The organism is Pseudomonas sp. 2VD (genome assembly GCF_005503585.1).
GTDB lineage: Bacteria > Pseudomonadota > Gammaproteobacteria > Pseudomonadales > Pseudomonadaceae > Pseudomonas > Pseudomonas aeruginosa.
On the sequence record NZ_SCND01000163.1, the window covers coordinates 1 to 12,625 of the forward strand.

The 12,625-nt window shown below is 66.4% G+C and carries 11 protein-coding genes; 4 read left to right on the plus strand and 7 right to left on the minus strand.

The genetic code is table 11. The features are described 5' to 3' along the window. Positions 1 to 214 (minus strand): mechanosensitive ion channel family protein (locus tag FFS27_RS18125; protein ID WP_442962184.1); only part of this gene is annotated, 214 nt, incomplete at its 3' end. 233 nt (positions 215 to 447) lie between these two features. After that, on the minus strand, positions 448 to 927 hold the full coding sequence (locus tag FFS27_RS18130; protein ID WP_003094081.1) for a YajQ family cyclic di-GMP-binding protein: 480 nt from the start codon (positions 925 to 927) through the stop codon (positions 448 to 450). Between the two features lie 103 nt (positions 928 to 1,030). Here FFS27_RS18130 and FFS27_RS18135 point away from each other — a divergent pair, with 103 nt between their 5' ends. Genes FFS27_RS18135 through FFS27_RS18150 form a run of 4 tightly spaced genes read left to right on the plus strand, consistent with a single transcriptional unit; the run spans position 1,031 to position 5,809 of the window. Then, positions 1,031 to 2,131: a GGDEF domain-containing response regulator gene (locus FFS27_RS18135; RefSeq protein ID WP_003106524.1), complete on the plus strand. Its 1,101-nt coding sequence runs from the start codon at positions 1,031 to 1,033 to the stop codon at positions 2,129 to 2,131. Between the two features lie 36 nt (positions 2,132 to 2,167). After that, on the plus strand, positions 2,168 to 3,079 hold the full coding sequence (locus FFS27_RS18140) for a putative 2-dehydropantoate 2-reductase (protein WP_137952127.1): 912 nt from the start codon (positions 2,168 to 2,170) through the stop codon (positions 3,077 to 3,079). 50 nt (positions 3,080 to 3,129) lie between these two features. Continuing rightward, entirely contained in the window at positions 3,130 to 5,226 is a 2,097-nt protein-coding gene (locus FFS27_RS18145; protein ID WP_003106517.1) for a sensor histidine kinase, read from the plus strand. Between the two features lie 4 nt (positions 5,227 to 5,230). Further along, on the plus strand, positions 5,231 to 5,809 hold the full coding sequence (locus FFS27_RS18150; protein ID WP_003094089.1) for a cob(I)yrinic acid a,c-diamide adenosyltransferase: 579 nt from the start codon (positions 5,231 to 5,233) through the stop codon (positions 5,807 to 5,809). A 69-nt stretch (positions 5,810 to 5,878) separates the two neighbouring features. Here FFS27_RS18150 and FFS27_RS18155 read toward each other — a convergent pair whose 3' ends face one another. From FFS27_RS18155 to FFS27_RS18180, 5 genes are all read right to left on the minus strand, one after another. After that, positions 5,879 to 6,826 carry a Nudix family hydrolase gene (locus tag FFS27_RS18155; RefSeq protein WP_003110158.1) on the minus strand — a complete coding sequence of 316 codons (948 nt, stop codon included), beginning with the start codon at positions 6,824 to 6,826 and terminating at the stop codon, positions 5,879 to 5,881. A gap of 53 nt (positions 6,827 to 6,879) precedes the next feature. Then, positions 6,880 to 7,515 carry a glutathione S-transferase family protein gene (locus FFS27_RS18160; protein ID WP_003116203.1) on the minus strand — a complete coding sequence of 212 codons (636 nt, stop codon included), beginning with the start codon at positions 7,513 to 7,515 and terminating at the stop codon, positions 6,880 to 6,882. 120 nt (positions 7,516 to 7,635) lie between these two features. Beyond that, on the minus strand, positions 7,636 to 8,853 hold the full coding sequence (gene argJ / locus FFS27_RS18165; protein ID WP_003110156.1) for a bifunctional glutamate N-acetyltransferase/amino-acid acetyltransferase ArgJ: 1,218 nt from the start codon (positions 8,851 to 8,853) through the stop codon (positions 7,636 to 7,638). A gap of 146 nt (positions 8,854 to 8,999) precedes the next feature. Further along, positions 9,000 to 11,750, minus strand: coding sequence for a preprotein translocase subunit SecA (secA, locus tag FFS27_RS18170; protein ID WP_003110155.1), 2,751 nt, complete (start codon positions 11,748 to 11,750; stop codon positions 9,000 to 9,002). 133 nt (positions 11,751 to 11,883) lie between these two features. Beyond that, positions 11,884 to 12,625: M23 family metallopeptidase (locus tag FFS27_RS18180; RefSeq protein WP_137952128.1), on the minus strand; the 742-nt coding region annotated here is incomplete at its 5' end.

Here is a 12,625-nt window from a genome sequence, read left to right on the forward strand (position 1 = left end):
GGACGATGCTCACCAGGCTGCCGACGAAGCCCTGCAGGGTGCGGTCGACGCTGCGCCTGGCGAGCAGGCCGCCGACCCGGCCGGTCAGGGTGTTGATCAGCCACCAGCCGATCGCCAGGGTCAGCAGCGCCAGGGCGACCTTGCCGCTGTACTCCAGCACGATCGGCAGCCAGGACTCGGTCTGCTGCACCAGTCGGTCGTAGTTCAATTCCATGCATTACCTCCATTTCTCGAAAAAACACCCCTCCCTTCCCGCAACGGAAACGGGACGGGCTTGCAGATTCCTGCCCGGACGCCGTGGGCCGACGTTCCCGGGCCTGGATACGAATCGGCGCAGCGCGGACGAACCGACGCTGCGCCGACAGGGGCGGACAACGCGGGAGAGGCCGCGGCGGCGCTACTCCCTATTGCGATGCCCGGGATGGCGAGAGGTTCCGAAAAACCTCGTCAATCGCGGAAGTTGGTGAACTGCAGCGGCATGCCGAGGGATTCGCCGCGCAGCAGGGCGATGGCCTCCTGCAGATCGTCGCGCTTCTTGCCGGTGACGCGCACCTGCTCGCCCTGGATGGCGGCCTGGACCTTGAGCTTGCGCTCCTTGATCAGGCCGACGATCTTCTTCGCCAGGTCCTTGTCGATGCCCTCGCGGAAGTTCACTTCCTGCTTGACCACCTTGCCCGACGGGTAGGCATCCTTGATCTCCATGCACTGGCTGTCGACCTTGCGCTTGACCAGGTTGGAACGCAGGATGTCGAGCATCTGCTCGAGCATGAAATCGGCTTCGGCGGTGAGGGTCACCGACTTGTCCTTGGCTTCGAAACTGCATTTGCCTTTCAGGTCGAAACGGCGATCCAGTTCCTTGATGGCGTTGTCCACGGCGTTGGTCAACTCGTGTTTGTCCAGTTCGGACACCACGTCGAACGAAGGCATGTCATCTCTCCAGATGGACGGCGCGACAGGGTTCACAGACGGAACCGCGCCTGGCTTGACGGTAAAAAATGCCCGCCCATTATAACCGAGCCCTCGCGAGCGAATGCCCGCCGGTGTGGCGGAGACCGACGATTTCTTCCCGATGGCGCGCGCGACCGCGGCCGGGACCCGGCCTCCCGCGACGAACCGGGCCCTTGCCGGCAGCGTACCGGCGCCCATCCTCTTCTCGAGTCCGTTCATGCCCAACCCCGATCTCAGCATCCTGGTCGTCGACGACGCCAAGTTTTCCAGCGCCATGATCGGCCGCGCCCTCAGCCAGGCCGGCTACCAGGACATCCGCTTCGCCAGCAGCGCCAGCGAGGCCCTGCAGCAGCTCGAACAACGCCCGGTCAGCGTGCTCCTGGCCGACTGGCTGATGCCGGAGATGGACGGCCTGGAACTGACCGCCCGGGTCCGCCAACTGGACGAAAGCATCAACCACTACACCTACATCGTCCTGCTCACCGGCAAGGAAGGCGAGAACGTCCTCGGCGAGGCCTTCGACCGCGGCGTCGACGACTTCGTCAGCAAGGCCGCAATGAACGAGCAACTGGTGCCGCGCATCTACGCAGCCGACCGCCTGTGCAACACCCTGCAACGGTTGCTGGTGGAAAACCGCCTGCTCACCGAAAACATCGCGCGGATGGAAGAACGCAACCTGGTGGATACCCTCACCGGCCTCGGCAATCCCCGCTACCTGCGCCAGAAGCTGGCCGACAGCCTGCGCCAGGTGGAAACCCGCGGTGGAGCGCTGTGCTACCTGCTGGTCGGCATGCCCGAGGCACCGGTCCTGCGCCAGCGGCACGGCGAGGCCTTCCATCGCGAGCTGCTGCTCGGCGTGGCCAGGCGCCTGCAACAGCTGGTCCGGCCGCTGGACGTGCTGGTGCGCCTGGACGAGCAGCATTTCGCCCTGATCACCTTGGTGGAGGACCTGCACGAATGCTCGTCGAGCAGCTTCAAGCGGCTGCACGACGGGCTCAACCTGAAGGCCTTCAAGACCAGCGAAGGCTTCATCAGCCTGAAAGCCGGCATCGCCATGCTCGGCCTCGACAGCGGGGCATTGCCGCTGGGCATCGACGAACTGCTGCAGCGCACCGAGGCCCTGTTGCCCGATGCCTATGCCAGCGGCAGGATCGCAACCTGCCGGCTACCGGCACTGCGCTAGACTTCGCTCTATCGTCAGCCATTCGCAGTAGCCACCATGACCTGGCATATCCTCGGCGCCGGTAGCCTCGGCAGCCTCTGGGCCGCGCGCCTCGGGCGCGCCGGCCTGCCCGTCCGCCTGATCCTGCGCGACCGCCAGCGCCTGCGCCGCTACCAACAGGCCGGCGGACTGAGCCTGGTGGAAGACGGCCAGGCCAGCCTCTACCCGATCGCCGCGGAAACCCCGGACGGCGGGCAACCCATCCAGCGCCTGCTGCTGGCCTGCAAGGCCTACGACGCGGAGGAAGCCGCCTCCAGCGTGGCCCATCGCCTGGCCGGCAACGCCGAACTGCTGTTGCTGCAGAACGGCCTGGGCAGCCAGCAGGCGGTCGCCGCCCGCCTGCCGCTCAGCCGCTGCCTGTTCGCCTCCAGCACCGAAGCCGCGTTCCGCGATGGCGATTTCCGCGTGGTCTTCGCCGGCCGCGGGCACACCTGGCTCGGCGATCCGCGCGACACAAGCGCCCCCGCCTGGCTGGCGCAGCTGTCCCAGGCCGGGATCCCGCACAGCTGGAGCGACGACATCCTCGAACGCCTGTGGCGCAAGCTGGCCCTGAACTGCGCGATCAACCCGCTGACCGTCCTCCACGATTGCCGCAACGGCGGCCTGCGGCAGCACCCGGAAGAGATCGCCGCGCTTTGCGACGAACTCGGCCAGTTGCTCCACGCCAGCGGCTACGACGCCGCCGCCAGGAGCCTGCTGGAGGATGTCCGGGCGGTGATCGACGCCACCGCGGCCAACTATTCCTCGATGCATCAGGACGTCACCCGCGGCCGGCGCACGGAAATCGGCTACCTGCTCGGCTACGCCTGCCAGCATGGGCAGCGCCTGGGACTACCGCTGCCGCGCCTGGGAACCTTGCTCGCCCGCCTCCAGGCCCATCTGCGCCAGCGCGGTTTGCCCGACCGCTAAAGCGCGTTACCCTGCCCGCCATTCCTTTTCGCCGCGGACCGCCAGAGCCCATGAACCTGCGCCAGCGCCTCGACAACCTGCCCGTAGGGCAGAAACTGCTCGCCGCCCTGCTGATCCTGCTGGCCACCGTGCTGCTGGTGGCCAACCTGGCGTTCATCAGCGCCGCCTACTGGATTTCCCAGGAGAGCGTCGCCCCCCAGGCGATGCAGACCATCGGCCGGCTGATCGCCAACCCGGCGCTCAGCCAGCCGGCACTCAGTTCGCCGCAGACCGCCGAGGTCCTGCTGCGCCAGCTCAACGATTACCAGCCGTTGCGCGCCGCGGCCCTGTACGACAGCAATGGGCTGATGCTGGCCGACCTGCAACGCGGCGACACCCTCAAGCTGCCGGCCCGCCTGGACCGCCTGGAGCACTGGAGGCGCGGCGAGTACCGCCTCAACGCGCTGATCGAACTGCCCCAGGAAAACGCCCGCCCCGGCTACCTGCTGCTGGTGGCCAGCGGTGAACTGCCGAGCGCGTTCTACACCGGAACCCTCACCGCCAGCCTGGCGATCCTCGGCGTCAGCGTGCTGCTCTGGCTGCTGGTGGCGCAGCAGATACGCCGCCTGATCACCCGGCCGATCCGCGATCTCGAGGAACTGTCGCGGCAGGTCACCCGCGAGGAGAACTACGCCCTCCGCGCCCAGCGCGGCAACGGCGACGAGATCGGCCGCCTGGCCGACGCGTTCAACACCATGCTGACCCGCATCGAGGCCCGCGAGCAGCAGCTCAAGCGCGCCCGCGACGATGCCCAGGAAGCGGTCGAGCAGGCCCAGAGCCTGGCCGAGGAAACCCGCCGCTCGAACCGCAAGCTGGAACTGGAAGTGCAGGTGCGCAGCAAGATCGAGAAGAAGCTCACCGGTTTCCAGCACTACCTCAACAGCATCATCGACTCCATGCCTTCGGCGCTGATCGCGGTGGACGAGCAACTCTACGTCACGCAGTGGAATCAGGAGGCCAGCCAGCTTTCCGGCACCAGCCTGGACGATGCGGTCAACCAGCCGGTGTTCCTCGCCTTTCCCTCGCTCAAGCCGTTCCTTCCGCAGCTCACCCGGGCTGCCGAGAAGCACAGCGTGGAGCGTGTCGAACGGGTCACCTGGGCGCTGATCGACACGCCACGCCACTACGCCCTGACCTTCTACCCGCTGATGGGCGGCACCGGCCGCGGCGCGGTGATCCGCATCGACGACATCACCCAGCGGCTGAGCCTGGAAGAAGTGATGGTGCAATCGGAGAAGATGCTCTCGGTCGGCAGCCTCGCCGCCGGCATGGCCCACGAGATCAACAACCCGCTCGGCGCGATCCTGCACAACGTGCAGAACATCAAGCGGCGCCTGTCCCCGGAGCTGGCGAAAAACGTCGAGCTGGCGGCCGAGGTCGGAGTGCCGCTGGAAGACATCAATCACTACCTCGACGGCCGCGACATCCCGCGCCTGCTGGAAGGCATCCAGCACGCCGGCTCGCGGGCAGCGAAGATCGTCACCCACATGCTCGCCTTCAGCCGCCGCAGCCACCGGCAGATGACCGCTTGCGAACTGCCCGCACTGCTCGAACAGGCGGTGGAAATCGCCGGCAACGACTTCGACCTGGCCGAAGGCTTCGACTTCAAGTCGTTGCAGATCGTCCACGAGTTCGACCCCAACCTCGGCCCGGTGCCGGTGATCGCCAACGAGGTCGAGCAGGTCCTGCTCAACCTGCTGAAGAACGCCGCCCAGGCCATCCACCAGCGCGACGACGAAGAGGAAGGCGAACAGGGTCGGATCGTCCTGCGCACGCGCCTGACGCCGCCCTGGGCGGAAGTCCAGGTGGAAGACAACGGCAGCGGCATGCCCGAACTGGTGCGCAAGCGTATCTTCGAGCCGTTCTTCACCACCAAGGAAGTCGGCCAGGGCACCGGTCTCGGCCTGTCCGTCTCGTATTTCATCATCACCAACAATCACAAGGGCCAGATGGAAGTACGCTCGGAACTGGGCCGCGGCACCTGCTTCAGCATCCGCCTGCCGCTGGAAAGCTCCGAAGCGGTCGCCCCGGCACAAGCCAAGGCCCTGCCGCCCGCTCTGCCGCAACCCGGTAGCAGCCTGCGGCGGGGCGACGAAGAGGAAGGTTGAAACCATGGGCAATCGTTTGTCGAAGATCTACACCCGTACCGGCGACCGCGGCGAGACCGGCCTGGCCGGCGGACGCCGAGTGCCCAAGAGCCATCCACGCATCGAGGCGATCGGCGCGGTGGACGAATTGAACAGCCAGTTGGGCCTGCTCCTTGCCGAGCTGCTGGAAGCGCGTGGCGCACATCCCGGCCTGGAGGAGATCGTCCAGGCGCTGGCGCCAGTGCAACACCGCCTGTTCGACCTCGGCGGGGAGCTGGCGATGCCGGAGTATCGGGCCCTGGACGAGACGGAAGTGGCACGCCTGGAAAGCTGCATCGACCGCTGGAACGACGAGCTGGGCCCGCTGAAGAATTTCATCCTCCCCGGCGGTTCCCGCCTGGTCGCCCAGGCCCATGTCTGCCGCAGCCTGGCGCGCAGTGCCGAACGGCGCTGCCAGGCGCTGGACCAGGAGGAAACGCTGGAGGGCGTCGGCCTGCGCTACCTGAACCGGCTCTCCGACCTGCTGTTCGTCGCCGCCCGCGCCATCGCCCGGCGCCAGGGCGTGGCGGAGATTCTCTGGGAGGCGGCGGCAAAACCGGACTGACGGCGAGCGAGGGCTCGGCATCGAGACGAAAAAAAGAGGCCGAAGCCTCCTTTTTTCTTCATTCCACCGTCAAAGGCCGCCCGGCCAGAACGCACGGATACCCGCCACGCCCTGGGCTCCATGCTCCCAAGCCTGCTCGGCTTGCTGCGGACCGACGCCACCCAGCAGGTAGACCGGCTGGTTGAAGCCGGCGATCAGTTCGGCGGCCTTGTCCCACCCCAGCGCCGGCTCGCCGGGATGGCTCTCGGTCGGCTGTACCGGCGAAAGGGTGACGAACTCCACTCCCATCGAGGCGGCCAGGGCCAGTTCCTCCGCGTCGTGGCAGGAGGCGGCCAGCAGGCGCCCTTCGGGGAACGGCCGACCGGCGCTGGCGTATTTGCGCAGTTGAGCGGAGGTCAGGTGCCAGCCGGCAGCCGGGAAGTCGCCCAGCCACTCCAGCGGGCCTTTCAGCATCAGTTGCGCCTTGCCGGCGCAGAGTCCCTGGATATCGATGGCGAGATCGCGGTATTCGGGACTGAACATGTTCGGCGCGCGCAACTGGATGAGGCGGATGCCCGCCTCCACCGCCTTGCGTACGCCGCTGATCAGCTCGCCCGGCTCCAGGCCGTCCGGGGTGATCAGATAGTGCGCCGGCAGGCGCGCGGCCTGGACGATCGGCGCGTTGGCGGCGGGGAACTCGTAGTCCGCCAGCTCGCGCGGCTCCACCCAGGCCAGCGGTTGGCCCTCGACGCCGTGGGCTTCGCCGGAAAACCCGTCGACCTCCCAGACATCGAGCAGGACGTGCTTGTCGGCATAGTCGTGGCGAACCTGGATCAGCGGCCGGGCCCGCTCGACACGGATGCCCAGTTCCTCTTCCAGCTCACGGGCCAACGCCGCGCGCACCGGCTCGCCGTCCTCCACCTTGCCCCCGGGAAACTCCCACAGGCCGCCCTGATGCTTGTCTTCCGGCCGCCGGGCGATCAGCACCCGGCCATCGGAGCCACGAATCACGGCCGCGGCGACATGTACTCGTTTCACGGATCATCTCCTCGCTACTGCCGTCACGCACCGCCGGAAGCGGCGGACGGCCATCAACTACCGGCCTGCTCGCGCAATGCCGCGTCGTACCAGGCGCGGAACGCAGGCCACTGATAAATCGTCTCGACATAGGTCCGGGCGATATCCGGCAATTCCACCGCATAACTGCGGAAACGCGCCGCCACCGGTGCGTAGAACGCATCCGCCAGGCTGGCGTGGCCGAACAGGAACGGACCGTCCTGGCCGAAGCGCCGCCGGCAATCCGCCCAGGCTTCGCAGATACGTTGAATATCCTGTCGTGTCGCCTCGGACAATTCCACCAATGGCTGCTGGCGCCGCAGGTCCATCGGCAGCTCGCCGCGCAACGCGGCGAAACCGCTGTGCATTTCCGCGCAGACCGAACGGGCCAGCGCCCGCGCCGCCTCGCCGCGCGGCCACAGGTGGGCCTCGGGGAAGCGCTCGGCGAGGTACTCGGCGATGGCCAGGGAATCCCAGATGTCGCCATCCTCGCTTTTCAGCAAGGGCACCTTGCCGGTCGGCGAATATTGCAGGATCCGCTCCCGGGTATCGGGCCGCCCCAGCGGGACGAGGATCTCGTCGAACGCCGCCCCGCTCATGCGCAGGGCCAGCCAGCCCCGCAGCGACCAGGACGAGTCATTGCGATTGCCAATCACGATGGTCAGGGCCATGCGCCTCTCCTCTTCGGCCGCCCGACGCGGACGGCCATGCACCAGAGAACTTAAGAGGCGCACGGACCGATGGCAAATTCCCGATTTTCATCCATCGATGAAGGATCGGAATGCCTGGCTTCAGGTGCGGTACTCTGCGTTGATCTTCACGTATTCGTGGGACAGGTCGGTGGTCCAGATGGTCTCGCTGCAGGTGCCGCGTCCCAGTTCGATGCGGATGCCGATCTCGGCCTGGGCCATCACCGCCGCGCCCTGCTCCTCGGTGTAACTGGCCGCCCGGCCGCCACGGCTGGCGATACAGACGTCGCCAAGGAACACGTCGATCTTGCTCACGTCCAGATTGGCCACGCCGGCACGTCCGACCGCGGCGAGGATGCGTCCCCAGTTCGGGTCGGAGGCGAACAGCGCGGTCTTGATCAGCGGCGAGTGGGCCACGGCATAGCCGACATCCAGGCACTCCTGGTGGGTGGCGCCGCCGTTGACTTGAACAGTGACGAACTTGGTCGCGCCCTCGCCATCGCGAACGATGGCCTGGGCCAGCTCCATGGAAACCTCCAGTACCGCTTGCTTCAACGCGGCGAACAGCGCGCCGCTGGCCTGGGTGACTTCCGGCAGCGCCGCGCGACCGGTGGCAATCAGCATGCAGCAGTCGTTGGTGGAGGTATCGCCGTCGATGGTGATGCGGTTGAAGGACTTGTTGGCGGCGTCGCGCAACAGATCCTGCAGCACGCCCTGGGCGACCTTGGCGTCGGTGGCGATATAACCGAGCATGGTCGCCATGTTCGGCTTGATCATCCCGGCGCCCTTGCTGATCCCGGTGACGGTCACGGTCACGCCATCGTGCACGAACTGGCGGCTGGCGCCCTTGGGCAGGGTATCGGTGGTCATGATCCCCGCGGCAGCTTCGGCCCAGCGGTCCTCGGCCAGGTCGGCCAGGGCCGCAGGCAACGCCGCCTCGATCTTGGCCACCGGCAGGGGCTCGCCGATCACCCCGGTGGAATATGGCAGCACCGAAGTCTCGGCGACCCCGGCCAGTTCGGCGAGCTTGGCGCAGGTTTGCGCGGCGGCGGCGAGGCCGGCCTCGCCGGTACCGGCGTTGGCGTTGCCGGTATTGGTCAGCAGGTAGCGCACCTCACCGAGGAAACGCTGCTTGGCCAGGGTCACCGGCGCGGCACAGAACGCGTTCAGGGTGAACACCCCGGCCACGCTGGAGCCTTCGGCGCAGCGCATGACCACCACGTCTTTGCGCCCCGGTCGCTTGATGCCGGCGGAAGCGATGCCGAGTTCGAAACCGGGGACCGGGTGCAGGGTGGACAGGGGGCCAAGACCGACAGCCATGGGAACGCGCTCCTTTACCAAACAGTGGACTCGATGCCGTCTGCGACGGCGTGACGGAAAACGCATCGGCGCCGGGCTGGCGCCAATTCGAACAAACGCCGCGAGCGGCAGGACCGGTCGCGGCGTTGGTGAACCAGGCGGGAAGCTTAGTCCAGCTGCCCGTGGCAGTGCTTGTATTTCTTGCCGGAACCGCACGGGCAAGGCTCGTTGCGGCCGATCTTCTGCTCGTTGCGCACAGGCTCGAGCGGCACGACCGGAGCCGGGCCCTCGGGAAGCGCTTCTTCCTCGCCGGCCACGGCCTGCTCCATCGAGGGAGCCTCGGCGTGCTGGAACTGCATGCGCTTGGCCAGTTCCTCGGCCTCGCGACGCAGGCGGGCCTCCTCTTCGGCCGGGTCTTCGCGACGGACCTGGACGTGGGACAGCACGCGGATGGTGTCGCGCTTGATCGAGTCCAGCAGCTCCTGGAACAGGGTGAAGGACTCGCGCTTGTATTCCTGCTTCGGATTCTTCTGCGCGTAGCCACGCAGGTGGATGCCGTGCCGCAGGTGGTCCATGGTCGACAGGTGGTCCTTCCACAGGTCGTCCAGTACCCGCAGCAGCATCTGCTTCTCGAAGGCGCGCAGGGCTTCGGCGCCGGCCAGCTCTTCCTTCTCGTAGTAGGCGGCGACGATCTGCTCGAGGATCTTGCTACGCAGGGTTTCCTCGTACAGCTTGTCGTCTTCGTCCAGCCACTGCTGGATCGGCAGGCGTACGGCGAAGTCGCTGTACAGCGCGGCCTCCAGGCCTTCGATGTCCCACTGCTCGGGCAGCGACTGCGGCGGAATGTGCTGGTTGATAGTGGCGCTGAGGGTTTCCTCGCGGAACTCCTTGATGGTCTCGCCCACGTCCTCTGCCGACAGCAGGGTGTTGCGCATGTGGTAGATCACCTTGCGCTGCTCGTTGGCTACGTCATCGAATTCCAGCAGTTGCTTGCGGATGTCGAAGTTGCGCCCTTCGACCTTGCGCTGGGCCTTCTCGATGGCGTTGGTCACCATGCGGTGCTCGATCGCCTCGCCGGACTGCATGCCCAGCGCCTTCATGAAGTTCTTCACCCGGTCGGAGGCGAAGATCCGCATCAGGTTGTCTTCCAGCGACAGGTAGAAGCGGCTGGAACCCGGGTCGCCCTGACGACCGGCACGGCCGCGCAACTGGTTGTCGATCCGGCGGGATTCGTGGCGCTCGGAGGCGATCACGTGCAGGCCACCCGCCTCGATCACCTGCTGGTGGCGCTTCTGCCATTCGGCCTTGATCTGGGCGATCTGCTCCTCGGTGGGGTTCTCCAGGGCCGCGACTTCGACTTCCCAGTTGCCGCCGAGGAGGATGTCGGTACCGCGGCCGGCCATGTTGGTGGCGATGGTCACCGAACCGGGCGCGCCAGCCTGGGCGATGATCTCGGCTTCCTTCTCGTGGTACTTGGCGTTGAGCACCTTGTGCTCGATGCCTGCCTCTTGCAACAGCTTGGAAACGTACTCGGAACTCTCGATCGACGCGGTGCCGACCAGGATCGGCCGGCCGAGGGCCTGGCACTGCTTGATGTCGGTGATGATCGCCGCGTACTTCTCTTCCTGGGTCAGGTAGACCAGGTCGTTGAAGTCCTTGCGCGCGATCGGCCGGTGGGTCGGGATCACCACCACGTCGAGACCGTAGATCTGGCGGAACTCGAAGGCCTCGGTATCGGCGGTGCCGGTCATGCCGGCCAGCTTGTTGTACAGGCGGAAGTAGTTCTGGAAGGTGGTGGAGGCCAGGGTCTGGCTCTCGGCCTGGATCGGCAGGCCTTCCTTCGCCTCGATGGCCTGGTGCAGGCCCTCGGACAGGCGACGGCCAGGCATGGTGCGGCCAGTGTGCTCGTCGATCAGGAGGATCTGGTCGCCCTGGACGATGTACTCGACGTTGCGGTGGAACAGGGTGTGCGCGCGCAGCGCTGCGTAGACGTGGGTCAGCAGGCTCAGGTTGTGCGCCGAGTAGAGGCTCTCGCCTTCGCCGAGCAGGCCGTTCTGGCTCAGCAGGTCCTCGATGAACTGGTGGCCCTGCTCGTTGAGTTCGACCTGGCGGGTCTTCTCGTCGATGCTGTAGTGGCCTTCCTCGGTCGGCTTGCCCTCGACCTCTTCGACCTGGCGCTTGAGACGCGGGATCAGCTTGTTGATCTTGATGTACAGCTCGGAGCTGTCTTCGGCCTGGCCGGAGATGATCAGCGGGGTACGCGCCTCGTCGATGAGGATCGAGTCCACTTCGTCGACCACGGCGAAGTTCAGCTCGCGCTGGAACTTGTCGTCCAGGCTGAAGGCCATGTTGTCGCGCAGGTAATCGAAGCCGAATTCGTTGTTGGTGCCGTAGGTGATATCGGCGGCGTAGGCGGCGCGCTTGTCTTCCGGCGGCTGGAAGGGAGTGACCACGCCGACGCTGAGGCCGAGGAACTCGTACAGCGGGCGCATCCAGTTGGCGTCGCGGCGCGCCAGGTAGTCGTTCACCGTGACCACGTGCACGCCCTTGCCGGACAGCGCGTTGAGGTAGACCGGCAGGGTGCCCACCAGGGTCTTGCCCTCGCCGGTACGCATTTCGGCGATCTTGCCGTCGTGCAGGGTCATGCCGCCGATCAGCTGGACGTCGAAGTGGCGCATGCCCATCACCCGCTTGCCAGCCTCGCGAACCACGGCGAAGGCTTCGGGCAGCAATTGGTCGAGCGTTTCGCCCTTGGCGTAGCGCTGCTGGAATTCAGCCGTTTTCGCCTTCAACTGCTCGTCGGAGAGCGCCACCATCTGGGGCTCGAGCGCATTGATGGCCTGTACAGCCTTGGCCATGCGCTTTACATCACGCTCGTTCTTGCTTCCAAAGAGTTTCTTCAACAAAGGCGCAAACATATCGACTTGGTCATCCACACGTGGGGAATGGAAGGCTCACCCATCCGGCGGCCCGTGCCGATCAACGGCATGAAAGGGAACATTCTACCCGGAAACGGGTATGAGAAAAGTACAGCAGATCAATGCGCGTCGCTCACTCGGAAACAGACGCGCGTGCGATGAAGCTTTGCGGATTCATTACCCGGCCATCCTTCATCACTTCGAAATGTACGTGGTAGCCGGTGGAGCGTCCGGTGCTGCCGACCTTGGCCAGCACCTGGCCGCGCTTGACCAGGTCACCGACCTCGACCAGGTTCTTCTGGTTATGGGCATACAACGTGGTGTAGCCATCGGCGTGCCCGACCTCGACCACGTTGCCATAGCCGTTCTTGCGCCCGGACCAGGTCACCACCCCCGCCGCCACGGCCACCACGTCGCTGCCGGCCGGCGCGGCGAAGTCGATGCCCTTGTGCATGCTCAGGCGGCCGCTCACCGGATTGACCCGGCGCCCGAACGGCGAGGAGATGTAGCCCTGGCGCACCGGCTGGCCGGCCAGGTAGGTCGACTGGCTGATGTGCTTGTCGGCGAGCAGTTGCTCCAGCACCTCGAGCTGCTGCTCGCGGGTATCCAGGCGTGCCGCCAGTTCGTCCAGCGTCGCCATGAACGACGGCGGGGCATAGGCGCTGCCCTCCAGCGGTTCGTCGACGCCACCCTGGCCGACGCTCAGGGAGAAGTCGAACTCGTCGGGGTCGACGTCGGCCAGCTCGGTGAGACGTTCGCCGAGGGCATCCAGCCGAACCAGGCGCGCCTGCAGTTCGCCGAGATGCACGCTCAGTGCGTCCATCTGCCGCTGCGCGTCCTCGCGGGCGCTGCTGATCTCGGCGCTCTGCGCCTGC

What these genes read in the sequence shown, in the direction of transcription:
- FFS27_RS18130 (WP_003094081.1), bottom strand. Translation starts at nt 927, where the DNA reads ATGCCTTCGTTCGACGTGGTGTCCGAACTGGACAAACACGAGTTGACC.
- FFS27_RS18135 (WP_003106524.1), top strand. Translation starts at nt 1,031, where the DNA reads ATGCCCGCCGGTGTGGCGGAGACCGACGATTTCTTCCCGATGGCGCGC.
- FFS27_RS18140 (WP_137952127.1), top strand. Translation starts at nt 2,168, where the DNA reads ATGACCTGGCATATCCTCGGCGCCGGTAGCCTCGGCAGCCTCTGGGCC.
- FFS27_RS18145 (WP_003106517.1), top strand. Translation starts at nt 3,130, where the DNA reads ATGAACCTGCGCCAGCGCCTCGACAACCTGCCCGTAGGGCAGAAACTG.
- FFS27_RS18150 (WP_003094089.1), top strand. Translation starts at nt 5,231, where the DNA reads ATGGGCAATCGTTTGTCGAAGATCTACACCCGTACCGGCGACCGCGGC.
- FFS27_RS18160 (WP_003116203.1), bottom strand. Translation starts at nt 7,515, where the DNA reads ATGGCCCTGACCATCGTGATTGGCAATCGCAATGACTCGTCCTGGTCG.
- argJ (WP_003110156.1), bottom strand. Translation starts at nt 8,853, where the DNA reads ATGGCTGTCGGTCTTGGCCCCCTGTCCACCCTGCACCCGGTCCCCGGT.
- secA (WP_003110155.1), bottom strand. Translation starts at nt 11,750, where the DNA reads ATGTTTGCGCCTTTGTTGAAGAAACTCTTTGGAAGCAAGAACGAGCGT.